Source organism: uncultured Algoriphagus sp. (genome assembly GCF_963974365.1).
GTDB lineage: Bacteria > Bacteroidota > Bacteroidia > Cytophagales > Cyclobacteriaceae > Algoriphagus.
On the sequence record NZ_CAXBBX010000016.1, the window covers coordinates 14837 to 40177 of the forward strand.

The window sequence follows — 25341 nt, forward strand, 5'->3', positions numbered from 1 at the left end:
AGTTATGATGCGAGGATTGGTAGGCATATGGTGAAAATGGTTTTGCCAGGCTTGGACTCCAAATAAATAGACCCGCGATGCTGTACTTTGATAATCTGCTGGACGAATTCAAGTCCCAGACCGGTTCCTTTACCAACCGCTTTGGTAGTGAAGAAAGGATCGAATATTTTATCCTGTATATCCTTGGGTATTCCAGTGCCGGTGTCAGCTATTTCTATGTTCACAAATTCGCCTTTCTTGGTAGTTGTTATTGTTAATTGCTTTGTTTCCTGATCCTCCATAGCATCAATCGCATTGTCTATCAAATTGGTCCATACTTGATTGATTGGGCTTGGAAGGATCGCCGTCAAGGGTAAATCTTCCTCGTAATTCTTAATTACTTCTATGTACTTTAGTTTATGGTTGAGCATAGTAAGGGTAGTGTTCAATCCTACATGGATATCTGTCGGAGTTTTCTCCACGGCTTGATCCATATGCGTATAGCTTTTCACTGAGGAGACCAGATCGTTGATACGTTGGGAAGCGTCTTGAATTTCATCTACAAGCTTTTCTGTAGTTAATACCTGGTTCAGCCAGCTAAAAATTGGGTTTCTATGCACTTCTGGAATATCCTTAGCGATGGACTCCATGTCATCTACAGTCAGTCCAAAATCCACAAAATTTGCCGCTAAATCATCCGAATCTTCTATTTTATGATCATCGAACCAATCCATTAATTCATCTTCCAAGTTTGATTTTTCGATCAATGACATTTTCAGCTGAACGTCATACATTTTACTAAAAACCACTTCGTTGATACGATCAATTTCCTGGTCAGAAAGCTTTATTTTAATAACATTCTTGAATTTTTCGGGAGTGATCTTTAGATGCTTTGCCAGTTCCTGTGAGCTTCTTACTACTGCAGCAGAAGGGTTGTTAAGTTCATGTGCTAGCCCTGCAGATAATTTACCAAGCGCCATCATTTTATCATCCTGCTGCTCTTGTTTGGTAAACTGACGGATTCGCGTGCTCATAGTATGGACAAACACAGTAGTCAGTTCATGATTTTCCCGGATCATTTCTTTGAAATATTTTTCTTCTAAACTGATCACCGTCGCATCTGAAAGAGCTTCTGCGTAGGCTTGAGCAGACTGGGCGCGAGAATAGGGGAGCATTCCTGTAATACTGTTTTTGGTGAAGTGACCTACATTTACAAATTGATTGTTTCGTTTTAATCTTAGCGTAAACTCCCCTTTTAAAATGATAAATAGACGGTTTATAGGGTCTCCAGGAGTAAATAGTGTTTCGCCTTCCTTTATTTCGTAGCAATCACTTTTGCTTATCAACCAATTTAATTGTTCCTCAGGTACGCCTCCCAGCTCTTCGATTTGCTTTAATGCTGCTAATGTTTCCATATTCAAGAATTAAGATAAACTGTATTTGGAGAAAAATTTCAGCCAAGGAGGATTATATGCGAAGTCACTAGAATCCTTAGTATAATCTAACTATGAACTGTATAAGTATCGAACAGTTCAGAAGGTTAAAATTGCCTCAAATTATAAGTTCTACATATTTTATATTGCTTTTGCCAACTTACTGGCAAAGAAGCGTTTAATCACAACATATATTTTTTTACACCTTATTCTGACAGGCTTTTTTTTTTGATCGAATTCGGTCAATTCTGTCCGAAAATTTGAAGGATTATTTTTGAAAAGATCCCTTTGCAGCTAGCTATACTAGTTTTTATTTTCGGTATGGATCTGGTGAGATAAGCCTCTGGTTCTTAAGTTCAAAACACCTTTTTAAAACGCTATGTTTCAAAACTATCTCACTTCCCTCTGGAGACATGTTTCCAAAAACAAAGTTTTTACTTTTATCAATATCGCTGGACTCGCCATAGGAATGTTGGCTTGCATTCTGATTACGCAATTTGTCTTGCATGAATTGAGCTACGATAATTTTTTAGATAAAAAGGATAGGATCTTCAGAATACAGCAAGACCGGTATGACAAAGGAGAACTTTCTACCCAATGGGCGGCAGGAGCAGCAGGAATAGGACCTGACCTAAAGTCAAGTTTTCCTGAAGTGAAAGCCTATACGCGGTTAACAAACAGGGGAGCGACGCTTTCTACGGGAGACACCTTCTTCAAGGAAGATAATTTGTATTTCGCATCGGAGGACTTCTTTACTATTTTTTCTATAAAACTTCTCGAAGGAGTAGATTCCCTTGTATTGAGGGAACCTAATAAGATGGTGGTTTCCCAATCTACGGCCAAAAAGTATTTTGGAATGGAGGATCCTGTAGGTAAAACTCTGAAGGCAAACGGAAACTTAGAATTTGAGGTATCTGGAGTTTTTGAAGATCTCCCGGTAAATACCCATATGCAAATTGATGTTTTGGCTTCATTTGTCACGTTGGAGAAACTATCGGATAATCCTTTTTTGACTTGGGATTGGGATGGCTTTCTTACCTATATTCTTTTGGAGGAAAATACTGACGCAAAATCTCTGGAAGCGAAATTCCCAGATTTTGTTCAGTCGAAGCACGGGGAGGAATTGAAAAAATTCAATGCTGGAATTGAATTCCATCTCCAACCTGTCGCTGATATTCATTTGGATTCAGATTACATTATGGAGTTCAAAGCTAATGGAAATAGGCAGTCGGTAAATTTTTTGTCGGTGGTAGCTCTCTTGATTATGATCATTGCTTGGATCAATTACATTAATTTGGCTACCGCAAAATCTATTGAACGCGCCCGCGAAGTAGGTATTCGCAAGGTAATGGGAGGGTATCGAGCCCAGCTTATCCAGCAATTCTTGACTGAATCATTGTTTTTGAATTTTGTGGCAGTGATTCTTGCTGCTGCTTTAGCCATTCTACTTACACCTTGGTTTAGTAGTCTTACCGAAAGGGAACTCGGTTATCAGTTGTTTTTACAACCTGACTTTTGGTTGATTTTACTTGGTTTGATTGTCTTCGGAGCACTTATTTCAGGACTGTATCCGGCATTTGTCCTTTCCTCTTTCCAGCCCGTGGAAGTTTTGAAAGGAAAATTCAAAAATTCTGATGCTGGTGTTTGGTTGAGAAAAGGGATGGTGGTCACACAATTCATCGCTTCCATTACGCTTATGGTAGGAACTTTTACAGTTTATCAGCAGCTGATTTTTATGCAGAATCAAGACTTAGGAATTTCTATTGATCAAACAGTGGTTTTAAATTCACCCAGTGTGACCGACTCGACCTATAAACAGAAGTATCAGGTTTTCAAGCAGAATATTTCAAGCCACACTGGGGTGATTTCTGTGACTGCCTCTACTTCAGTACCTGGAAGTCAACCTGGCTGGAATGCAGGAGGTATCCGTAGATTGAGCCAAGCTGAGGATGAGCAAAACCAATATAGGATCATCATGACTGATGGGTCTTTTAACCAGAGCTTTGGTCTGGAGATGCTTTACGGACGTGAGTTTTCTGACGATATGGCCAATGAGGACAAGAATGTTCTTCTGAATGAAACTGCCACCAAGCTGATGGGATTTGCCTCCCCTGAAGAGGCGATCAATGATGAGATTTTCTTCTGGGGGGATACCTTTAACATAGTGGGAGTAATGAAAGATTATCATCAGGAATCGCTTAAGAAATCATTTGATGCTTTGATCTTTCGATACAGTGATGCTCCGAATGGGTATTACTCAGTCAAAGTAGCTACCGGTGAAGTCAATGAATTAATGGCTACCCTTGAATCTGATTGGAAGGAAGTCTTTCCTGGAAGTCCTTTTCAGTACTTCTTTTTGGATGAACACTTTGATCAGCAATACAAGTCTGACCAGCAATTCGGAACCATCTTCAGTATTTTCTCGGCCCTAGCTATTTTTATTGCGAGTTTGGGTATGTTTGGTCTGTCTTCGCTTACAACTATTCAGCGCACAAAGGAGATCGGAATCCGAAAGGTAATGGGTGCCTCCATGTTGGGTTTGCTTCAGTTGATTAATAAGGATTTTATTATTTTGATCTTGATTGCAATACTTTTCTCAGTTCCACTTTCGATTTGGATTATGAATTCCTGGTTACAGGATTTTGCTACTCGAATTCCTTTGTCCTGGTGGATTTTTGCTATTCCAAGTTTGGCTGTGGTAATTATCACACTAATTACTGTCAGTGTTCATACCATTAAAGTGGCAACGATCAATCCTGTCAAGTCACTAACCTATGAGTGAGTTTCTCAATTTTCTTTCCATGTTAAAGCTTGGATAAAAAATAGTTGAGATTAATAAGGTTGTTGGTGAAAAATAGCAAGTCATCCTTTTCAGAAATTAGTAGTAAAAATTTTTCATAAGTGTTTATCTAAAGTGTCTTGGGACCTTACCATCCATTTTCTCCACTGCTTGGAAAATAATTGCCGCTCAAATATTTCGGCTGTAACTCCAATTGCGACTTTTAGCGTAGAATAAAATAGAACCATGCTCCAATGAGGCGTTGTCTGATTAGGTTTTTTTTGGAGCAAGGGCTCTTGTTATAGGTTGATAACGCTTATCCACCGGTGCTTTTGCAAGTGCGGCTACTCCCAAGAAGAGAATTGCAGAAAGAATTTGGAATTTATTTTTTGATAGGTCCATAGCATTTTTCTTTAAAAGAATTAAACTCTATTCGAAACACCTAAAGTCATTTATCTGCTAACCGCTGGTGAGAACTCTGTCGGTTATTTCTACAGCCACTGTAGATATTTAAGTATTTGGAATTAAATATACGGGGTTCTTAAGGAGGCTTAGTGATAGTAATGAATTCACTCTTTAAACTAGTATATCGTAAAAATGTATAGGAAGTAATTTTACTGCTTGTTATTTTGGTAGAATAAATTGCCACTAATAATGGATGAACAAGAACCTAATTTAGAACTGCCTCCTAAACAAAAATCTATTTGGAATGCAGATAAAATCATAGGGTTAAGTGCTGTTGTAGTTAGCCTTGCAGCATGTCTTTTGATAGCTTATCAAACTTTTTTGATGCGTGAGCAGCAATTACTCTCAGTTCTGCCTCACCTTTCTATCGGAAATGAAGCGTCCTACACTCCGAACTTTAGATTTGTACTTAGCAACCACGGGATTGGGCCTGCAACCATTGAAGATGTAAGAATTAGATATAAGGGCGAAGATGTGGCTGCCCAGGATCTTGCGTCTTTTTTCATTCAGAACTCTCAAGAGTTACAAGCTCTTAACAATGTATTTCATTCCAATGTTTTTCCCGGAATGCTCATTCCTGCCGGATTTGATATTGCAATTTTCGAAGTGATCAACTCAAAAGCTGACGCAGAAAAACTTCATGAAATCATAAATTCATTTTATGAGGAAGGGTTAAGTTTTGAAATTGTTTATACTTCAGTCTATGGAGAGCGATGGAAAATTACAGAGAGCTCCCTAGCGCCGGAGAAGCTTTGAATGAAAATGGCGTAAATTCTTCATCGAAATCCTTACTTTTTCCAAATCTTCTCAACTGTAAGAAATACCTTGTCCTTTATTTCAATATCACTTTTAAACTTTCCCATTAAGTATATCCCAATAACCTGTTCAGGATACTTGCCCATAATTTGACTTGTTTCAAGTTTCAAATGCTGACGGGTAACTACCTTAATTTTTACAGATTTTCCCCAAACTTAAATCCGAGAACTTACCATCTTACTATTGATGATTCTAAACTTAACTTTACCCACCTACACTCTCCTTCAATAAAGCCGTCACCAGCTCCACGGTTAATGGTTTCTTATTTGCTTTTTCCCGAAGGGCATCAAAAGAGTACCTAAAGTCACATCCTTCTTTGTAAGCACTGCAGCCATAAGCTGTTTTCCCTCTTAATATCGTGCCCTTCTTGCACTGTGGGCAGGCAATTATCGGCGGAGCTTTTTTAGTATCTGAAGTTTTGGCTGTTTTCTTTTCTTCCAATACGAGGTGAAATTTATCATTGAAGCGCACAAGTCCTTCTTTAACTCCCGTCTCCGTTTTAAATCCTTTCAAGTTTACAGTAGATCCTTTTTGGAGCAAACGTAAATACTGATTCTCTGAGATATTCTTGCCTTCAAAAGAAAAAGGGAGTAAAAAGTCGCATCCGGTTTTATAGGCGCTGCATCCGTAGCTCGACTTTCCTTTTAGCAGGGAACCTTCCATGCATTTTGGACAAGTCTGTCCCACAAGCTCAGTTGGTGATTTTACTTTTTCAGGTACCTTCGTTTCAGTCGCCTGAGATAATTTGGTGTGACTCTGTTCTCGTATCACATCGTACACCAGGTGGGCCACCATTTTTTTCATGTTTTTCACAAAAGAACCCGCATGAAACTTCCCTTTCTCAATCTCTTTCAATTGCTTCTCCCATTGGCCCGTAAGTTCTGCAGAGGTCAGAAGGTCATTCTTAATGATATCAATCAATTGTACTCCAGTCTCAGTAGGCAGAATTTGCTTTTTATTTCGCTCAATGTAGTGTCGGCGGAACAGGGTTTCAATAATACTTGCCCGGGTAGAAGGACGGCCGATGCCATTCTCTTTCATTAAGTCCCGTAACTCTTCATCGTCCACTTGTTTGCCGGCCGTTTCCATGGCTCTTAGCAAAGTTGCTTCTGTGAAGTGTTTAGGGGCTTTGGTTTCTTTCTCCAGAAAAGAAGGTTCATGTGGCCCTTTTTCTCCTTTTTTAAAAATGGGTAGCTCGTCTTTTTCCTTTTTATCCTTGCCGTCAGTAGTTTCAAAAACCACTCGCCATCCTTTTTCTAAAATTACCTTTCCTGTGGCTTTAAAGGAAACGGTATCCACTTTTCCTAATACCGTAGTGTTTGCCACCGAGCACTCATCATAGAATACTGCGATGAAGCGCCTGGTGATAATGTCATATACTTTGAGGTGATTCCCGTGCAAACTACTCTGCATACCTGTAGGTATGATGGCATGGTGATCGGTTACTTTTTTATCATTGAAAACCTTGGTTGATTTTTTTAATTTTTTTCCCAAAATCGGTTGAGTTAACGAGGTATAATTCGTTAGCTTCTCCAGGATTCCCGGAGCTTTGGGGTAAATGTCGTTCGGAAGAAAAGTGGTGTCTACTCTTGGGTAGGTGATGACTTTTTGTTCGTAAAGTTGCTGCGCTATCTTGAGAGTTTCGTCAGCAGAAAGCCCAAACTTCGTATTGCAAAACACCTGTAATCCAGTTAAGTCAAAAAGCTTAGGTGCGAATTCCTTCCCTTTTTTCTTTTCAATGGATACGACTTCAAAGTCATGTTCTTTCACTACGTTGGCAAAAGCTTCCCCGTCTTCTTTCTTTAGAAACTTCCCTTCTTCACAGTTAAAGGTTGTCTCTCTATACAGAGTCTGTAATTCCCAGTAAGGTTGTGGCTGGAAGTTTTGGATTTCCTTAAACCGATTTACGATCATCGCCAGGGTAGGCGTTTGGACTCTTCCGATGGACAATACTTGCTTGTACCCACCATGTTTCACAGTATATAGTCGGGTGGCGTTCATTCCTAACAACCAATCCCCGATTGCCCGGGAATATCCGGCATAGTAGAGATTATCGTATTTGGCAGATGGTTGCAATTTTTCGAGGCCTTCCTTAATGGCCTCGGTGGTCAAAGATGATATCCACAGGCGTTTGACTTCCCCTTTATACTCCGCCTGCTCCATCACCCAACGTTGGATCAATTCTCCCTCTTGGCCAGCATCACCACAGTTGATAACGAGTGTGGCTGAGTCAAATAGCTTTTTTACTATCGCAAACTGCTTCTTAACCCCTGAGTTATCAACGACTTTGGTTCTGAACTTTTCGGGAAGCATCGGAAGGTGGCTGAGGCTCCAACTCTTCCAATGGGCTTCATAATCATTAGGCTCAAATAGGGTACAAAAGTGTCCGAAAGTATAGGTGACACTATATCCATTTCCTTCATAGTACCCATCATGTCTTTTATTAGCTCCAAGAACAGAAGCGATTTCGCGGGCCACGCTTGGTTTTTCTGCAATACAAACTATCATCTGAATCAAAAATAGTTAAAATAGATTGAGCTCAGCTCAATGTTGGAGCAATCAAATTCAGTAAAATGAAGTAGCATCTGTGAACCAAGCGGATAGAGATTGCTTATCCAAATCGCCTGTTTAGTGGAGCAAGGCTAATTCTAAAAGTATTTTGTACAGATTGCTTCTTTATAGCTTTGGTAATTTCCCGATTTTTATCACACTTACACGGGCTAAAATCCATAAACCTCCAATCATCTATAACTTTTGAAACAAAAAGTATAGAACAAACAGTACTCTTTTAAATCAAAGGGATGGATTGAAGAGTAAAACTGCAAATTGGTAATAATAAAAGGGTAAAATTGCCGATCCCATCCAGCTCTGCTAACAAGGTATTCATACTTTGCCTGGGATTGATTCCTGGAAAAATACCCTGTACATGGTATGTTTTCGTATCAAATTATTTCTGTCCTTGCACATGTCTTGTTCTTTTTAAAAAGAAGATCTTGATTGAAAGCAATTTGGGAACTAGTAGTTACCTGATCTTAGCGTTTTTTTTTCGCATGGCTACTTAGCTTGTGTGAAGAAGTATGAAAGCTAGACAGTAATTTGGGATACTAGGTGTTACCGGTCTTTTTCTATAGAATAAATTGCTAGCCTGTAATTTTTGAAGCATTCATACTATACTCCTTACAACATTAAAATTTACCGAAATGAAACTCAAGATTTTTTGTCTACTTTCTAATTTGCCATTGGCTTTGCTTCTTATTTCCTGCGAAGGAAATACAAATGATTCAACTGAGAATGCAGTTTTATTTACCTATACTCTATCGATTGAGCCTGTAAATGAAAATTATCTTGCTCCTGCATTGCAGTCTTTTGCACATGCTGCTGTCGAGGATGATTGGCTGCTTTTTGCAGGAAGAACAAACGGTACCGACACCGTAGGAGGATTACATAATTTAAATGCAGATTATTCACTAAAATCTTTCCCCCCCAAATCATTTAACCCCTTTATTTATACGTTCAACCCCAAGACAGGAAACCAGTCTTTCCTTAACTATTCGGACATGTTGAGTACGATTCGCTCCAAGGCTGCAGGAACTAACGGCGAGACGGAAGAAATTAAGTCGATCTGTGGCAAAGTTGCGGATATATTGGCTGAGCACGGCAGGATCTTTATGTGTACTAATCCTCAAGTTGTCCAATCTGGGGATTACTTATATGTAGTAGGAGGATATGGGCCACCTTTAAACGAAATCCCAACGAAGAATAACTATACGACATCTGATGAGATAGCAAGAATAAACGTCCCGCTTTTAATGAGAATTACCAACCAGGACTGGAATCTTACAGTTGCTGAATGGGAGGATCTATTTCGATTTGGAAACAATTCAACGCTAAGAGCTACAGGAGGAGAATTGAAAACGATAAATGAGCAATTTTATCTAGCGGCCGGACATAATTTTGATACCGCTCAGGTCTATTTAAACGCTGTTTATCAATTTGAATTTTCTGAAGATAGTAACACACTCGCCTTAAAAGCTACAGTGACAGATACTATTAGTGACATTTCTCCAGTTGAATTGCTGCATAATCCGAAAATGGCAGATAGCACTTCCGCTTTCAGAAGAAGGGATTTACCTATTGTGCCTTCTCTTTATATTGATGAGGACAACAACATTGCACCTAACTTTGCGCTAATGGGTGGGGTATTCAAATACGGTGAAACATTGGCAGCATGGAATGATGCCATTTATATTACACCAAACGGGGAAGACCAGTATTATATTGATACCCAGCACGATCAAATGAATTGTAATATTTATTCCTGTCCTGATTTCGTGATCTTTGATTCTCAATCTTCAGAGCTTCATACATTCTTACCGGGCGGCATAGGGGATGGCAAGGCAGATAATGATTTATCCGGTTTCACAAATACATTGGGCTACGCTAAGTTCAATCTAAATTCCAAAGCAAGTTCATTTGACACCCTTTCCAACGTTTTTCCATCCAACTATTTTTATGGAGCCGAGGCTGAGTTCGTTCCCAATAGCAATGCCAAGTATTTGTTTATTAATGGTCTCCAAACAGATGTAATCGATGGAGAAAATACTTTCACGAGCTCAGAGTCAGTTCATATTGGATATATCTATGGCGGGATCGAATCTTACGAGGTGTCTCCATCCACCTATGGCAGTGGTAAATCTGGAGCTTCCAATAAAGTTTGGAAGGTAATAGTTACACGGACCCCAGTTCAAGTGGAGAAATAAGAGTATAGGTAAATCCCACTTCTTCAGCGCCTAAGAGAACTTCATTAGAGAGTTGAAGAAAACTGTTCCATATTCCTAAAATAGAAATCATTTCATGGTGGAGTTTACAGTTCAAACCATTTTTCCTCGGACAAATTTGCATTGCCAGCAAGAGGGCTAGGTCATCGGATCGACTATGCTACCAACGCTCAGCTGGGCGTGATCACCAACAGCCTTCGAATAGGCTATGTTTATGAATTCCCGAATGCATCCAGCTACAACCTGCCAAGCAATACCCATGAGTTTACTGCAGTTTTCAACCTGTTTCGGGATAATGTGAGAACGTACTCCCGCCAGGTGGTGATGTGGTGATAGATGTATTTAATGCCTAATTAATTGTATTTTAATGAGTGTGTTTTTCGTTATGTATTATTGTTTTATTTATTAAAAAACCATCGAAATAGGTATTAATACGTATATCGATGGTTTTTATTTTATGTATATTTACAGTGTAATTATTTAATAATATTTTCTAACGTCCTATTATATTGTATTATAAGCTTTTCAATATGTCTTATAAGTAGACGGTTTGTGTTTTTATATTTCTGCTTTTTAGTTAATTTATTTGACAATTGTAGGGCAATTATGTGTTTATCCTAAGGGTGTTAGGAAAATAACAAAATTTCTCATGAAAGAAAATCAAAATCTAGCTGGTTTTGATATGGTTCTGGGACTATCCCAAAACACAATCAATTATCAGTTTCAGCAACTTCACCGAAGAAAAGTAATTAAGAACAAATGGACTGCGCTAGTGGGAAATGTTCTAAATCCACCAGAAGGACAAAAACCCTTTCATTTCGAGGGATCTGACAAAGATCTACAAGCTAAGCTGAACCAGTGGATTTCAAAGCAAAAGGAAATCGCAAATGCTAAGAAGTCAGGAAATTGGGGGGAGATTGGGAAACTCATCGAGTCCCTTAAATCCGAAAATTTAAATTTTGACTATGCTTGGGATGCACAATTGGCATCTCCGACTATTGAAATTATTGAGAAGGATACCCAGCATGTTTTTTTACAATTAGTTTTTTCCGGAGGAATGCTCTATTACCGTCCTGACGACACCTCCGATGTGAAATCATTTGATTTGAAAGGAAGTGTTTACTCATTTACCACGCCTATCGGAAGGCTGAAAATCAACAAGAATCAAATGGTGATGGAGGCAGATGATGAAATGGAGTTGGTTCTTCGTGCTAGTGGGTTGAGTGAAGAAGACTTTAGGATAGAGAGTCTCTTTCTGAACTTCGAAAATGCCAACATTTCTACTTTTGACAAAGGTCGGAGTAAGTTTCCGGAAGAAGCCACACTTCCTTTACAGATTGCAATAGAGAGTTATTTCAACTTGATTCTATCTGGAAGTGAAAATCCATACATATTGGGATATGGCGTGACACGACCTGCAGTCAAAAGTGATCAGGCTATGTTTCAGCCTACTTCATTAGCGTATTCGACCTCTTTCAGCTCCAAAACTGTCTCAAATCATCCAGTCAAATCTCAGTTCAGCGCATTTAATTTTATGATGATGCTTCATGGTCGTTCTCCAGAGAAGGATCAAAATACTGGGGTATTGCCTGCTAGTCTTATAGAATTCGGCAAAGATACCAGCTCCACGACAGATGGGGTTTTTGCGATAGCAAGTAATCAATTTGATGATTATCTGAAATCAATGGATGAATACATTGTCAGTATATTTAGTAAACAGGCAGATGTGGAAGTAGATAATAATTCCTTTCAGAATGTGGATGGGAAATGGACAATGATTGCTCGCCATCATGGCAAACATATAGATGATAAAATTGAAACAATATATACATTGATCAGAAAACCAATTTCAAATGGTGACTTGGGTATAACTGTCGAGTATGAGTTTCATGTGAAAATTGAAGTACATATTATTGCTAAAATAATCACAGAGTGGGAAGTAAAAAGAATAGATCTATCCACTTCTGGTACCTACACTTATAAAGAAGTAAAAGAAAAAGGGAAGGTAGGTAGCTTTAATTTTCTTATCAAAAATGGTAAAGAAGGAAGGTTTGATTTAGAACATAAATTGGTGACTCCAAAGATTGCTTTCAATAGTAATCCAAGTATGATAGGAGGGAGTGTTGGTGATATTATATTAGGCATTTTGTCATTTATATTTTTATGGCCTATCAAAATTGTAGAAGGTATTATCAATCAAATCGCTGTCGATTTAGGGTCTAACTCTGTGAAGTTTCAAGACAATAGGATTGAAGAGTTACGGAATATTGATGTGCTCAATCAAACCAACAAAGTGATTCTACCGCTCGGTAAGACCTATGCCTATAAAAATCTACGCTACTTGGAAGATAAATCCTTAGTAGCATATGATATCTCTTACGCCATTGTAGTCGAAAAATAAACTTCATAATCATGCAGAAGGAACAAAATAATACAGTTACAAAGGAGGATAATGTTCGGATTAGCTCCTACAGTGAATTGATGAATAATTACTTTCCCGAGTCAAGCATAGAAGGAGGAAAGGAAATAAGAACACTGATGGTAGGGCCAGATCAACCTCTGGTATTCTATCAGGATAAGGGAAGTAAGCTTAATGCTATTCTCAGAAAAGAGGGCTCTGAGTCAGGCTGGGTGAAGATTCCCCTTTCTAAAAACAGTGTGAAGTCCTACGAATTCGAATACAACAAGGAAGAGGAAAGCTTTCAACTTGCCAAAGTTGAAGATAATCAAGTTTGGGTATCACAAGCTTTGCCTATAGCTGGAACTGATTTTACCAAATTGGATCAAGTGATCACTTGGTCTGGGATGACGCCAGGTTCCTACACGGAGCAAGTGGATCGAGTATCCATCGGGACAAACCACTTACTTTTTGCCACTTCCTGTGAAGGAAAGGATGCATTGTATTATTTGGCTGACTTGAAGGAGTTGACGCCAAAGGTTTATACTCTCCCAGAGCATGCCAAGGTGATTTATCACTTTGAGTTGGGTAATTTTCTCTATACCAATGGCGTGTTTTTCCTGTATCAGATTGGAAAGGAAAAGGGAATGCTCTACCAATCATTTCCTGATCCTACGTACAATAAGGTGGATCAATACCGATTTGAGGTAGGGGAATCGATTAACAGTTTTGCTTTGCTGGAATCTGAAAACAACAATGATCTGGTATATGCTGCCGGGAACCAGGTACATGAAATTGCAGCAGCAGAGGACGGGAGTACATTTACAATTCAAACGCTCCCGGGAAAATTGGATAAAGTTCAGAAAATCAGAGCTGCTTCCTATGATACAGAAAAGACTATTTGGGCACTTGATAGTAAAGGGCTCCACTATCAAACAAATCGGTTTTTTGACCAGAATTCCCAAAGCTTCGATCTAGAAAGATGGACTAATCCTTTGTTGATGGTAGATCAGGCAGAACAATTCAGTTGCGCTAAAGGCAAGGGAGCCAGAAACCAGCTTTTTGCCATCAGTACAGCTCATGGAAGCGTGTTGACAAGACTTTGGCAAGATGATGTGACTACTTTTTGGAATAGCCACAAAGTCACTATTTCTGATATGGATAGTTTGAAGGAAGTGGAATCTTACTCCGCTCAGATACGATTTAACACTGATTCTAGCATTAAATCATTTGCTGGACAGAATGTAATGATCAGTGCGGATAGCAACCTTTTTGTTTACATCAATAGCCAAAGCTACCATTTGGGACCAAATCATCAAGTAGCCTTTCCGCTTGGCCTAGTACCAGAGTTTACCATTATCTGCCCTGTAAAAGAGCTGGGATCAACTGTTATTCGTTTGAGTGCAGAATTTCTGGAAAGGGAAGAGCAAATTAACCTCACAGGAAAGGTATTGGACAGGCTTCAGTCTAGGGTGTCGAAGGCAAACGGTCTTGGAGGTATTAAAAAAGCAAATGGACAAAGCTTGGTGCCAAAAGGTGTTGATGCAGATGCCATAAAAGGTGCGGAGCATGGGATCAGTCAAATGCTCCAGGTTGCGAATGATATGGGAAAAGATCAAAAACCAGCTTTCCAGACCACTTCTTTTTCAGTGGGTGCCGCAGCTATAGTCCCCTCTCCAGATTTAAAGCTTGTGAGTGGAATGTCCATTTGTGAAGATGCTGGACATACCTTGGGTGATTTCTTCCATTCCATTTGGGAAAAGGCGAAAGAAGGGTTTCATTTTGTAATGGAAAAAGTGGCTGAGGGAGTGAAGTTTGTCATTAAAATCGGAGAACAAGTTTTTAATTGGATAGTCAAAACAATTCATGAAATCGGAGGATTTATTCAAAAAGTCTTCGAATCAATCAAAGTGTTTTTCAAAGATCTATTTGAATTTTTAGCCTTTCTTTTCGATTGGGATGCCATCATCGCTACCAAGAATGCCTACAAAGGTTTTGTTAACAATTCGTTGGAAGGGTTGAGAAGTGAGATTGGTAATATCAAGAAATTCATCGATAAGACACTTGAAGATCAAATCTCCAAGTTTTCTCCAGAGTTAGTCAATATCCCTAATCAAATGGATAAGGTGGATGTAACGGATTCTCCCAAAGAGTCCGCAGCAGACCCAAGGTCAAATTGGCTTAATTCTAAAAAGGATTACCTCGACAAGAGTAAAGGAGGAGAATTGCGTAAGAAAATGCCAACAGAATTTTCCAATGTTTTCGAAGACCTGATTAATGATTTGAAACCTATTCTTCAGGAAACGGGAGTCGGGCTTTTAGGCCAAATCCAGCTAGTGGGTGATGAGTTTACTAAGGTTATAAATGGGAAAATAACCTTTTTGGACTTTCTCGAATTCGCCATGCAGAAACTGGCTGGAACTGGCCTGTTTCTCCTCAAACAATTAATGGATATAATCATGCGAACCTTAGAGGCACTAGTAGAAGTGGCTTATGTGGGCTTAAATAAGGAGTGGCAAATTCCGATTATTTCCGAATTGTATAAGCAGATTTCTGGTGGAGATGCATTGACATTTTTGGATGTGATGTGTCTCTTTGTAGCTATTCCAACTACAATTCTATATAAAATCGCCGAAAACAAAGCACCTTTTGAGTCCAATGAAACACGGGATGCTTTTGTGAAATCTGGTGAGCGTGTTTTTCAATTGAACCTTAACTAATGAAATTATGAGTGTAGAAGATGAAATAGAAAGAATCCTGGATTTTACCAGTGTTGGATTGACTAGTTTGGAAGTATTGTTATTTCCGATAGAGGAAGTGGCAAATTCCACAGAGACTGATTTGGGATTCATAGGCACTGCGTCCAAAGTATTGGCTGGGGTTGGAGTCATATCGATTGCGGCCTCTGTAGGTATGCTGTATCACCGACATGTGAAAATTTCCCCTATCATCAAATGGTTTTTGGTGCCGTTAATCATACTTCATGTAGCGGTCATATTGAGTTTGCTTGGTCTGGCTGGATTTGGTCAAGGGGGATTAAAAAAGGGCCTTGAATTTGGTCTGAAATACGTCAAACCAATATCCTATAGTCTTGTTGGGGTTGCTTTGATTCCTTTGATGGCTATTTTTCCTGAAAAGCTATTCAACGTCAAATACATCGGAAAGGTGATTTACTATATCCCAGCTGGTTTGGGAGTTCCACCTATTAATAAGCAACCATATTATGCAATTGTAATTTTGGTGCGAGCAGGTGGATTGATTACCTCCCTAGCAGGAGAAGTGATTGAATTAGCAAGGGGGAGTGAATCTGATAAAAAGGATCTAGAAGGTGGAGATCAACCAAAAATAGAATTAGCTTAACTTCTCACTGGAGAATTAATCAAATTAATGGACAGCCCGTAGATATTTCTAGGGGCTGTTTTGTGTTTTTGGCCTTATTTGTAAAGGGTAGAGTTTATCTGCGATGGTTTACAAAAAGCAAAGGCTTGTAAGGTTTTAGGCATTCACCATACACATGATTGAGTTTTCTAAGCTGTAGGTTAAAAATTCCTTTAGTATCCTGTTAAAAGTGTAAATGAATTTGAGGTGGTTAAATTTTGAGACGGTTTTCAAACAACATCCTGAATTGTTTAAGCAAGGTGCTCTAACTTGGGTTGGCACAATCAAATTTTCGATGGTTTTACATGAGATCCTAGCCAAACGCTCTGAGTGAAAAGGCTAATATTTCCTTGACAACCATAAAAAATGGCATATTTCAATTTTTGAAAAGGTATCAGTTGGGCTATTGCATCTAATCAGACACTGATTTTTGGTCGGTATATTTCTGACATGATGTGTTTAATTAGGTTGATTAAAATCCGGAATACAAGCTCGATATCCCAAGATTTTTACGTATTCAACAGGTTTGTAATCAGTGATATACAACAATCTTATCACGCCTATTTTAGTATAGGTGAACTACACGGTTGACGCAAGAAGATTTCAGGTAATAGTGAAAATTTTGAGGGTTTATACCATAAAAAAACCTGTAAAGAAATTCCTTACAGGTTTCAAGTTGATTTTTAATAAATCAATCTAGTTTTAATTAAACTAACTGATTGTTGATATTAAACCCTAGACCGAAATCTAGGGCTTTTGTGCACTCGGAAGGATTCGAACCCAATTTATAAATCACTAATAATCAATGACTTACATGGGTATTTGTGTTTATAACTACACGATTGACGCAACTAGTATAATCTAATTTCTACCTGTTGTAATGAATTTTACTTAGTCAAAGAGCTTGTTTTAAGACGACTAATATATGAAATAATATTTATTTTGAGCAAGAATATTTCAGGATTAAATATACGGATGGTAGTTAGTAAATTATATTTAGATAGGTAAACTTAACCCCTAATTATCATCTAAATAATTTTGTTAGTGACCGTTCAGAAAGTATAATTTTGGCTATAGCGATCCAGTTTGCCTTAAATTACTTCAACTTCACTTCACTCCCCACCTTAGGATGATATGAAGGTCTATATAAAAAAAGTCCACGATCAGCCAACTCAGATATACATTTATGATAGGTGACAATACTTTTTACTCCAGAAAGTTTCATGATTTTACTTCTGGATATCTGAAATGGGTTGCAGTGTTTCTGCTCTTTCCATAGTTGTAGCATGGCTAAAAATACGGATACCCGCGTTGGTTGGATATCCTTTTCTTTTACTATTCTTTCCACATAATATTCCATTCCTAAAGCTGTCATAAGTGATGATTCTATTCTTTGAAAAGTGATTTCAACTCTTCTGATTTGTAGTAATAAAGGCCTGAGATTTTAACAGGATGCACTAGTCCCCGAATCCTTAAATTCTGTAAAGAGGCATCTGAAATACTGAGCATCTTTTTTACATCCCGGCTTCTCATCCATTCCTTTTCGTTTGGTTTATTCTCAGTTGGTTTTTCCAGTAATTTTTTGAGATCTGAAAACAGCTGAAAACGTAAGTTTTCCAGATCTTCTTTAGTGATGGTTTCCATGGTTTTAGAATTGAAATTGAATTGACTTAGGCTTGGTTTCTTTAAGGTTCTTTAGCTAATGCGACCCGACTTTGACTCATTCGATTGAACGTTGGTAGGTAGCATATGTAGCCATACTCATGGAGTTGCCGGATGATCTTGAAGTAGGTGGCAGTGCTGGATATCTTGGCAACTTTCATAAGCTTTTTCCTTTTGATAGGGAAGGGGTCAGTACCTCCATATTCTTCACGTGCATGAAGCAGCACGGAGAAAACCCCGATATGGGATAGGCATATTCTGGGATCTTTCTCTATTCCTGCCATAAATTCCTCCAGTGCTTCTTTCATCTGTACATGCTTTTTTTTAAATGGTCAGATGGAATCTCGCATGCTAAGTAATCATTCTAGTGTGCAACGATCTCTGTCATGCTCGATTTCATCTGCTCCATACTTAGGTGATCTATCCGGCTATTCCTGCACTCTTCCTTTTTCGTGTCTTCTTCGTGGGACTCTCATCCGATTCTTCTTTGACTTCCTGCTTTTTTGTTTTGGCTTGTGATTCACTTTTACCTTCCCGCTGAGTTTCTGCAGTGCGTACCTGATTTGCATCGTAGGTGTTTACATTTTTGAACTGTGGGCTGGCTTCTACAAAGCGCTTTTGTTCTCCCTCACTGCCTGTAAAAGTGACAGATTGACGGTTTCCCTTTTTTAGAGAATCCATCAGTTTGCTTTGGTCTTCTGGATTTCCCAGTTCTTTGATGGGATGTTTTTCCAAAGCCTTTTGTAGATCAAAGCCGTAATTCTCATGAAACTGCTTTAGCTTAAAGTTTCCCTGATTATCGGTTTCCTTAAAGTCTAACTGAACCCAAGCATTGTACTTTTCCTGCTCCTTATTGACGAGGTCTTTGTTTACTGCACGTCCGTCCAATAAATTGTAGCCTTCTTTTAAGGTGATATTATTGTCCTTACCGATGTAAAAGGTCTGATTGATGGCGGGTTCATCTTGCCCAGATTTGGTCAGGCTCAGATCGTACTTGTTAAAGAAATACATGTCAGTCATTTCTGACTTTCGAAAATGCAGATCCGCATTGACGATATCCCCTCCAAAATTTGCCTGATGATTTAGCGTGAAATTGGATTCTCCCTTGCTGATCTTTTCTTTTAATTGTGGCTCTAATGCTTCGCCGAATCCAGTGTACTTAACCTGGTTTTTGAGGTAATCGAAATTTTGCTCATTCATGATTTATGTTGTTTGTGGTTAACTGATAAAGATTTGCTGTTTGATGGTCTGTAGGTAAAGAATCTTACTCTACCACAGCTGCCTGGATTATGTGGTGGTTTTTGACTTTTATTTTCAAATGCCTTCCGCCTTGCTGTTCCATTAATTCAATGCCTAAATGCTTCTGGTCCGGAATGGTAAACTTGGGTAGTGCGACTACTATAGTCTGGGTTGACTGCGCAGGGATTTGGGTTGTATTGCCAAGTCTCTGAATGGGAATTTGCTCCAGCTCCTGTACTGCTGTCCGTTTGCCTTTTCGGTTGTCACGGATAAAAAAGCGGAACTGTTCCACATCGTACTTGATATTGGTTTGGTTCTCCAATTTGATCTGAAAATAAAGGAGGTCTTCTGCGATGTAGATACCGGTCAGACTTAAGCCAGTCATGTATTTCCGTTGTCTGATAGGTTTGATTCGCTGGTTTTTTACAGCTACTTTTTGAGCGGTTTCTAAAACGGCCACCTCATTGGATGTTCCTTTTGGGAATTCAACTGGCGGATTTATTGACCCCGGTAGGACGGTCAAATTGAGCTGTTGGGGGTCTGCTGCATAACTTACTTCAAAGGAGTAAAACTGTCCATCTGAAGTAATTACAGTTAGGTTGCTATTTGTCAATTCGCTATTTTCTGCCTTAACCTGCAAGATGTTTTCAACGGCATTGGCACGTTGAACCATGATTTCTCGGTTCCCTCGATCTACACTTTTGATGGCCTGCGGGAAAATCAAATTCGTGGTTAGTTGCTCACTGATCTGTATCGGAACTGCAGTAATAGTTTTTGTGGTAAATGGTGAGTTTGATTGTGCCAAAAGATTCCAGTTGACAATAGAAAGTAGTCCCCCTAGTGCTATCGTGAGCGTACATTTAATTAGTTTATTGCTATTCATCGGAGTAGATTTTAAAAGGTAGAATTGCTTTTTTTATCGCTGAGCCAGATCTGATAACCTGCTTTAAGCGTGAACTGAATCAGTTTGGTCTTTTTGCTCAAGAAGCTTTTTGCAGTTTCGATTCCCGCACTTGCAGCTTGGGCTTCCAATGAGGTATCGAATGTGCTGATCCCAAATCCCTGAATTGTTCGATCACTCGATTGTGCAGTCACTTCCCTTGATAGAGATCCTGGGATGTAAATGCCTTCCATGCCATCCGCGTCGTGAACTTTCAAAGCCACGGGTAGGATCTGGTCTTGTACCCGGATATGCTGGATGGTAATGTTTAGACGTTCTCCATTGAGTGAAGAGGTGCCATATACCAGCTGATCTTTGGGAATGGTTAGCCCATTGATGCTTGCAGCCTCAGTCAATCGTAGTTTTACTGTAGCTCCGGATGTAAGCGTTTGTGTTTCATGGATTACCGCCTTGATGGAGTTCGCCTGCTCGTTTATATCGGCCTGACTTTCTAAACCATAGAAGCCATTCCTTGAAATAGTAGCTGTGTTTATTACAGAAGCTTCTTTGCTGGATTTTAAACTCGAAACTGACTCTGATTCTGAAATTGGACTTACTATAAATGCCTCGCTTTGCTGCTTGATCTGTTCAGAGCGAATTCTTGCCTGTACCCGTTCTGGATGCTGGATGTCCAGAATCTGTTCGAGTAGCTGGCTCATTTGCTTCATTTCTGGATCTTCAGTTGCATTGCCTGCCTGCATTTGCTGCATCATCTGATCTAAGCGATCCAAGTCTGCGCTTAGCGTTGGGTCACCAGCAGTTTGATTGATTTGGTTAGCTTCATTGTTCTTGTCTTTGACTTCAGCAGATGGATCTTCAGAAAGCGTTTGGTTGAGTGCTTCCAGTTTTTCCCTAATTAGCCGTTCATTGGGATCCTGAAATTCAGGCATAGGACTATTGCCGAAACTGCCATACTCTGAGGTTGGGGAATCGGTTAGTTGACTTTCATCACCTGTGCTTTTTTCCGGATTAAAAGCCATGCGATAGTAGGGGTCATTCTTTACTGCTTGTAGAAATCTAGCGGAGTCTGTTCGGGACTTTTTATAATGGCCAAGCTTGTCGAGCTTTTGTGTTTTATTGTTTGCAATACCTGGCAGCTCTAAGTTGATTCCGATTTGCTGAGTTTGCGCTTGATCAGTTGATGGCCCAGTTCCACCGCCCATAGCCCAGAAGGTGAGAGTCAAAAACGCGATTGCAAGAAGTGGGAGCATTAGAAGAAATTTTCGCTTCTGCTGTTGTTTTTGGGATGTTTGGTCAGTCATGATTTTTGTTGGATTGAAATTTTAGCGTTAGATAAAAGAGACTGTCAGTAACGGAGTTAGAAGTTCCTAAATCAGGAAAGTAAGGGAGATTGGATGTTGGTAATTGATCAGGTAGCGTAGAAATGGAGGAGCTCTTAACGACCAACATGAAAGCACTTGCACTTACTGAACTGATCAGAAATAGTATCAAGCCTAGGTATTTGGTCTTATTACTGAGCTGTTCAGTTTTGTGGCCGAGCAGATCCGCGAATTTTCGGGCTTTGAGTTGCCCAAATTCTTGGACTGCTTCAATAGGGTTGGGGTAGTGTAGTGAGTTTGTTTTCATGGCTAACGATTTTGGATATGTATATCAGTATTTTCCAATGTCTTCCAGCCTTCGATTAGAAAGCCGTGAGGATTATTGTCACTTCGGGAGACCTTACGCAGATAACCTTCTGTCACTAGTTTTCTGGTAACAATGGAGCCTGTTCGGGTCAACTGTTGGGTGCCGTAATAGCGGAAATAGGACGGGGTTTGCTGAAGATCAATTGCCACACTGTCCATGTTGATTTCTTGACTGATATTTCCTGCGATGATGTTTGAGTAGTAATTGCTTTCAGTCAGGTTATCGTATTGACGTTTGGCAGTGGCATCTGCCAGATAGAGCGCTTTGGCGGTATTGGCGATGATGACTTTTTCATCAGGATCGAGGGTAAAAAAATACCTATGAAAAGTGGAAATATGATCCTTTGCCTCGACTAGGATATTATCCCTGCGGTCTGTGGCAAAAGCTTCCAATGCCTTTCCATTTGCCAGAATGTAGATTTTTTGCTGAAGCGATGCGGTCAATTGCTGACTCTTGTAGAGGGTGAATCCTGAAAAGAGCAGGCAGCCGATGATTATCGTCAGTGTGAATATTCGTATTTGTCGAAAGGCGGTGTCTATGTTTTTTGGTTTGCTGAACATGTGCTATAGGATTATGAGTTGCCTTTGAGTTTACCGGATTGATAGTCACTGCCCTCCTTGAAATACCCAGAAGAGGTGCCATGGTCAGCCATAGATCGCCTAATGCTTGAAACTTTATCGCCTAAATAATCTGCTGCCATGCCGGCTCCTTTTCCAGCCATTACAGCACCAGTTCCTGCCGCGGATACCGAGGTAGTGGCACTTTGTGTGAAAAATCCGGTCACTTTATGCGGAAGTGCTCCACCCGAAGCAGCATGGACAATGTAGTTTGCCACGGAAGGGACCGAGAAATACCCGATGATACCGATGACCAAAAAGATCAGGTATCCTGTATCGGTGGCAGAAAAAAAGGTATCCCCGGTGCTTTCGATTTGTCCTATGTCAAGTACCAACATTTTCTCCTGAATGGTACTGATGATGGTCCCGAAGATATTGGCCACAGGAAGCCAGAGGTAAATGTTGATGTAACGGGCCAACCAGACAGTGAGGGTATGTTGGAATCCGTCAAAGACGGATAATCCAAACACCAGTGGGCCAAGAATGGAAAGCACAACCAGCTGAAAAGTTCGTAGTGTATTGATGCAGAGCGATGCTGCTTCAAAGAGTAACTGTAATATTTCAGCGAGTGCCTGTTTGATCCAGTGTTTGAAATTGAAGCTCCATTTTGCCCCTTCAAATTCTAAACTACTGCTGAAGGATTCCCACCAGGACTTTCCTGAATCTTCACTCTCTTCAGGTATTCCTTCTGTGTATTTTAGCCATTTTCCATAATCTCCCTCATGGTGGTTATTGCGGAACATCACACCCTGAATTGTTCCTTTGACCAATTCTTCCTTGTGCCTGATCAGATTCTCGATTGCCAAATTCGAGTTGTCCATCATGGAGGCAGTGGCATTAATGGTTGGGTTCATGACTCCATTGATCAGGGAAAGGACGGATGGGAATAACAGGATACAAAAGCCTATGACAAATGGCCGGAACAAGGGATAGAAATCAATCGGTTCTGCATTGGCGATGGATCGCCAAACTCTGGAGGCGATATACCATAAAGCTCCAAAGGCAGCAATTCCCTGTGCCACGCTGATCAATTGACTGCATAGTGGCATCAACTCAGAATAAAGCTCTTCCAAAACACCATGAAGTCCTCTATCATAGCCCACCTGGGCCTGAGTAGTCAGTGGTAGAAGGGTTAAGAGTAAAATAATAGCTACTGAATTAAGAAATGCTTTCATGGTGATGGTTGAGCTTAGTGGTCTATTTATTAATAGAGGTTTCTGATCCCATTCAATTCCTGATTTGCTTTGAATCGGCTAATTGCCAGAACCTTGGTCTCCTGATTGAATGCAGTTAGGAAATGTAGTTTGTCCTGCATGTCGGTATGGATCTGATCGATGGCCTCCAACCGTTCCTCATCTGACATTCTCAGGCTGTTTGTTGTTAAGACCAAGGTCAATTCATCGAGCTGTTGCAGGCTTTGCTTGAAGAGATTGCTATAGACTGATGAGAGGTATGAGATTTCGTTGCTCGTGAACTGACGGGAGCTTTTGAGTCTTGAAAAGGCCGACTTATAATCGTTCACTAGCTTGATTTGAAAGCGGATGATTTCAGCGACTTTGTAATAGTTTTTTACCGTTGGGTTTACTTGCAGCAAGCCATCCAGGAATGCTTCATGGATTGTAAAATTTCCCGATGCGATAGTTGAAATCTGTGAATAACCAGAGCTCAGGGTGGTGTAACCTTTTTCCAGATCGGTGAGGATTTGCTTGAGCTGACTTAGCTTGGTGACATTCAGCAGTAACTGAGCTATTTCGTCTGCCTGAGCGGCCGCTGGCTGAAGGTTTAGCGTGAAAATGAGGGGGAATAGTAGAATCAGTAATTTTTTCATGGTTGAGTGGGGTTAGAGCCGATCAAGGGTATGATAGATTCGTACTTGGCTAATTGCGTTTGATTCCTGTTCTCTATGGATGGATAATTGAATGGCTTCCTGCCCAAATCGGATTGTATAGGAATAGATGCTTTGCATGTGCAGGTGGAGTTGTTTCAGTCTATTGATGCGCTCTGAATCAGACAAACCGAGTGAGTCGTTTTGCAAAAGGGTTTGTAGCTCATTTAGCAGTTGGGCAGTTTCTTTTTGAATGTTTAAAAAGACATGACTGACCACACTTTCTTCAGAAACATTGAGCTGATTTTGGGATCTAAGTTGCTTTTGGGATTGTGTTGAAACCTGTTGGATGTTTTCAGCGAGTGCAATGAGTTGCTGGGTAACCGAATGGTTTTTTAATTCCGGGTTTAGATTTGAAAAAGATTGGAAATGATCCTTGTGTTGGGAGTAATCACCGCTTTTAATGGTATGGATCAGGCCGAGTCCTTGCTGGCTAACTTCATAGCCTTTTTTAAGTACAGTGCCATAGGCTTGCAATGCGATGATCTGCTCCGCCAGATACTTTTTTTTGGTTTGCTTTTGTTGAAACCATTCCTGATAGTTCTGTGCTGTTACAGGCAATGCCGCAGAGATGAGGTATAGAAGAATAAGTAACTTTTTCATTGTTCTAGTGGGTTAGGGATGGATTCCGTAGAGTCGCTGGATTTGTATTAGCTCCTTGTTGCTTCTCGCCCGTTGCAGACTCAGCTGTCCGTTGCTGCGGTTAAATGCAAGCAAGTCCTGGTAGTTTTGATCTACCCGTAGTGCAGTTTCATTCAGTAGAGTCAGTCTTTCCCCGTCACTCATTTTTAGCGTAAAGGATTTGATCAGAAGTGCCAGCTGATCCAGGTTTTCTACCGTAGCTCCCAGAATTCCAGAATACACCTGAGCCATGTACTCTTTTTCTAGGGAGGTGAAATGTGTATCCTGTTGGATGACTGCCCAGACTTTTTTGTATTCAGTGACAATCAGTGTTTGCTTTTGGGTGATGTCGCGTACCCGCTGGTAGCTGGAAATCGCAGACTTGACCTGTTGGAGTTCATTGAAATATTTTGCGTATAGTTCGCGTTGCTTTTCTGTCCAGCTGGAGATCTCATCCAACTTGAGTTTGGACATGGTATTTTCCAATACCTTTTGGGCGTTCTGCAGCCAGATGACTTTATTTTGCTGCCTTTGGATTTGAAGATCTACCGCAACGATTACTTTCTTAACCGCTGCCTTGATGATCTCCACAATTGGAATAATTGCTGCCGCCTGCGTACGCTGAGAAGGAAGAGTGAATGCAACACAGAGTAGAGTGAGCAGGGCAATTCGTCGGATGTTTTTAAAGGAGTTTATCATGGCCG

At 40.0% G+C, this 25341-nt stretch carries 21 protein-coding genes; 7 read left to right on the top strand and 14 right to left on the bottom strand.

The features are described 5' to 3' along the window. Positions 1-2: 2 nt before the first annotated feature. Complete coding sequence (locus tag AACZ87_RS19345; protein WP_339869625.1) at positions 3-1394, bottom strand: ATP-binding protein; 1392 nt, start codon at positions 1392-1394, stop codon at positions 3-5. Positions 1395-1791: 397 nt separating this feature from the next. On the opposite strand from AACZ87_RS19345, the gene AACZ87_RS19350 reads away from it, so the two are divergent. Then, complete coding sequence (locus AACZ87_RS19350) at positions 1792-4194, top strand: ABC transporter permease (RefSeq protein ID WP_339869626.1); 2403 nt, start codon at positions 1792-1794, stop codon at positions 4192-4194. Between the two features lie 651 nt (positions 4195-4845). After that, positions 4846-5412, top strand: a complete 567-nt coding sequence (locus tag AACZ87_RS19355) for a hypothetical protein (protein ID WP_339869627.1) — start codon at positions 4846-4848, stop codon at positions 5410-5412. A 264-nt stretch (positions 5413-5676) separates the two neighbouring features. Here AACZ87_RS19355 and AACZ87_RS19360 read toward each other — a convergent pair whose 3' ends face one another. Further along, positions 5677-7980, bottom strand: a complete 2304-nt coding sequence (locus AACZ87_RS19360; protein ID WP_339869628.1) for a DNA topoisomerase 3 — start codon at positions 7978-7980, stop codon at positions 5677-5679. Between the two features lie 692 nt (positions 7981-8672). On the opposite strand from AACZ87_RS19360, the gene AACZ87_RS19365 reads away from it, so the two are divergent. From AACZ87_RS19365 to AACZ87_RS19385, 5 genes are all read left to right on the top strand, one after another. Then, entirely contained in the window at positions 8673-10232 is a 1560-nt protein-coding gene (locus AACZ87_RS19365) for a hypothetical protein (RefSeq protein WP_339869629.1), read from the top strand. 141 nt (positions 10233-10373) lie between these two features. Continuing rightward, positions 10374-10583, top strand: a complete 210-nt coding sequence (locus AACZ87_RS19370) for a type IX secretion system membrane protein PorP/SprF (protein WP_339869630.1) — start codon at positions 10374-10376, stop codon at positions 10581-10583. 316 nt (positions 10584-10899) lie between these two features. Next, complete coding sequence (locus AACZ87_RS19375) at positions 10900-12651, top strand: hypothetical protein (protein ID WP_339869631.1); 1752 nt, start codon at positions 10900-10902, stop codon at positions 12649-12651. 11 nt (positions 12652-12662) lie between these two features. Next, entirely contained in the window at positions 12663-15368 is a 2706-nt protein-coding gene (locus AACZ87_RS19380) for a hypothetical protein (protein ID WP_339869633.1), read from the top strand. A gap of 7 nt (positions 15369-15375) precedes the next feature. Next, positions 15376-16008: a hypothetical protein gene (locus tag AACZ87_RS19385; RefSeq protein ID WP_339869634.1), complete on the top strand. Its 633-nt coding sequence runs from the start codon at positions 15376-15378 to the stop codon at positions 16006-16008. A 1114-nt stretch (positions 16009-17122) separates the two neighbouring features. Here AACZ87_RS19385 and AACZ87_RS19390 read toward each other — a convergent pair. The 12 genes from AACZ87_RS19390 to AACZ87_RS19445 form a co-directional block, all read right to left on the bottom strand. Beyond that, positions 17123-17401, bottom strand: coding sequence for a hypothetical protein (locus AACZ87_RS19390; RefSeq protein WP_339869635.1), 279 nt, complete (start codon positions 17399-17401; stop codon positions 17123-17125). Positions 17402-17412: 11 nt separating this feature from the next. Continuing rightward, the gene (locus AACZ87_RS19395; protein WP_339869637.1) at positions 17413-17670 is read right to left on the bottom strand and encodes a DNA-binding protein; all 258 of its coding nucleotides are present in this window, start codon (positions 17668-17670) and stop codon (positions 17413-17415) included. Between the two features lie 41 nt (positions 17671-17711). Further along, positions 17712-17996, bottom strand: a complete 285-nt coding sequence (locus AACZ87_RS19400; protein ID WP_339869639.1) for a hypothetical protein — start codon at positions 17994-17996, stop codon at positions 17712-17714. A 112-nt stretch (positions 17997-18108) separates the two neighbouring features. After that, a complete protein-coding gene (locus AACZ87_RS19405) occupies positions 18109-18888 on the bottom strand; it encodes a hypothetical protein (protein WP_339869641.1) in 780 nt (259 codons plus the stop codon). A gap of 64 nt (positions 18889-18952) precedes the next feature. Continuing rightward, a complete protein-coding gene (gene traN / locus AACZ87_RS19410; RefSeq protein WP_339869642.1) occupies positions 18953-19810 on the bottom strand; it encodes a conjugative transposon protein TraN in 858 nt (285 codons plus the stop codon). Between the two features lie 11 nt (positions 19811-19821). Next, entirely contained in the window at positions 19822-21129 is a 1308-nt protein-coding gene (gene traM, locus AACZ87_RS19415; protein ID WP_339869644.1) for a conjugative transposon protein TraM, read from the bottom strand. After that, positions 21122-21454: a hypothetical protein gene (locus AACZ87_RS19420; RefSeq protein WP_339869646.1), complete on the bottom strand. Its 333-nt coding sequence runs from the start codon at positions 21452-21454 to the stop codon at positions 21122-21124. Before AACZ87_RS19420 ends, traM begins: the two co-directional genes overlap by 8 nt. Positions 21455-21456: 2 nt before the next feature. Continuing rightward, on the bottom strand, positions 21457-22074 hold the full coding sequence (gene traK, locus AACZ87_RS19425) for a conjugative transposon protein TraK (protein ID WP_339869648.1): 618 nt from the start codon (positions 22072-22074) through the stop codon (positions 21457-21459). Between the two features lie 11 nt (positions 22075-22085). Next, the gene (traJ, locus tag AACZ87_RS19430; RefSeq protein ID WP_339869649.1) at positions 22086-23306 is read right to left on the bottom strand and encodes a conjugative transposon protein TraJ; all 1221 of its coding nucleotides are present in this window, start codon (positions 23304-23306) and stop codon (positions 22086-22088) included. Positions 23307-23335: 29 nt separating this feature from the next. Continuing rightward, positions 23336-23959, bottom strand: a complete 624-nt coding sequence (locus AACZ87_RS19435) for a TerB family tellurite resistance protein (protein ID WP_339869650.1) — start codon at positions 23957-23959, stop codon at positions 23336-23338. Between the two features lie 12 nt (positions 23960-23971). Beyond that, a complete protein-coding gene (locus tag AACZ87_RS19440) occupies positions 23972-24619 on the bottom strand; it encodes a hypothetical protein (RefSeq protein ID WP_339869651.1) in 648 nt (215 codons plus the stop codon). Positions 24620-24631: 12 nt separating this feature from the next. Next, positions 24632-25336 carry a conjugal transfer protein TraI gene (locus AACZ87_RS19445; RefSeq protein WP_339869653.1) on the bottom strand — a complete coding sequence of 235 codons (705 nt, stop codon included), beginning with the start codon at positions 25334-25336 and terminating at the stop codon, positions 24632-24634. Positions 25337-25341 lie beyond the last annotated feature (5 nt).

Coding starts and splice junctions, on each gene's coding strand:
- traJ (WP_339869649.1), bottom strand. CDS start 23,306: ATGAAAGCATTTCTTAATTCAGTAGCTATTATTTTACTCTTAACCCTT.
- AACZ87_RS19400 (WP_339869639.1), bottom strand. CDS start 17,996: ATGAAAGAAGCACTGGAGGAATTTATGGCAGGAATAGAGAAAGATCCC.
- AACZ87_RS19345 (WP_339869625.1), bottom strand. CDS start 1,394: ATGGAAACATTAGCAGCATTAAAGCAAATCGAAGAGCTGGGAGGCGTA.
- AACZ87_RS19420 (WP_339869646.1), bottom strand. CDS start 21,454: ATGAAAACAAACTCACTACACTACCCCAACCCTATTGAAGCAGTCCAA.
- AACZ87_RS19380 (WP_339869633.1), top strand. CDS start 12,663: ATGCAGAAGGAACAAAATAATACAGTTACAAAGGAGGATAATGTTCGG.
- traM (WP_339869644.1), bottom strand. CDS start 21,129: ATGACTGACCAAACATCCCAAAAACAACAGCAGAAGCGAAAATTTCTT.
- traN (WP_339869642.1), bottom strand. CDS start 19,810: ATGAATAGCAATAAACTAATTAAATGTACGCTCACGATAGCACTAGGG.
- AACZ87_RS19440 (WP_339869651.1), bottom strand. CDS start 24,619: ATGAAAAAGTTACTTATTCTTCTATACCTCATCTCTGCGGCATTGCCT.
- traK (WP_339869648.1), bottom strand. CDS start 22,074: ATGTTCAGCAAACCAAAAAACATAGACACCGCCTTTCGACAAATACGA.
- AACZ87_RS19390 (WP_339869635.1), bottom strand. CDS start 17,401: ATGACAGCTTTAGGAATGGAATATTATGTGGAAAGAATAGTAAAAGAA.
- AACZ87_RS19355 (WP_339869627.1), top strand. CDS start 4,846: ATGGATGAACAAGAACCTAATTTAGAACTGCCTCCTAAACAAAAATCT.
- AACZ87_RS19350 (WP_339869626.1), top strand. CDS start 1,792: ATGTTTCAAAACTATCTCACTTCCCTCTGGAGACATGTTTCCAAAAAC.
- AACZ87_RS19375 (WP_339869631.1), top strand. CDS start 10,900: ATGAAAGAAAATCAAAATCTAGCTGGTTTTGATATGGTTCTGGGACTA.
- AACZ87_RS19405 (WP_339869641.1), bottom strand. CDS start 18,888: ATGAATGAGCAAAATTTCGATTACCTCAAAAACCAGGTTAAGTACACT.
- AACZ87_RS19445 (WP_339869653.1), bottom strand. CDS start 25,336: ATGATAAACTCCTTTAAAAACATCCGACGAATTGCCCTGCTCACTCTA.
- AACZ87_RS19360 (WP_339869628.1), bottom strand. CDS start 7,980: ATGATAGTTTGTATTGCAGAAAAACCAAGCGTGGCCCGCGAAATCGCT.
- AACZ87_RS19395 (WP_339869637.1), bottom strand. CDS start 17,670: ATGGAAACCATCACTAAAGAAGATCTGGAAAACTTACGTTTTCAGCTG.
- AACZ87_RS19435 (WP_339869650.1), bottom strand. CDS start 23,959: ATGAAAAAATTACTGATTCTACTATTCCCCCTCATTTTCACGCTAAAC.
- AACZ87_RS19385 (WP_339869634.1), top strand. CDS start 15,376: ATGAGTGTAGAAGATGAAATAGAAAGAATCCTGGATTTTACCAGTGTT.
- AACZ87_RS19365 (WP_339869629.1), top strand. CDS start 8,673: ATGAAACTCAAGATTTTTTGTCTACTTTCTAATTTGCCATTGGCTTTG.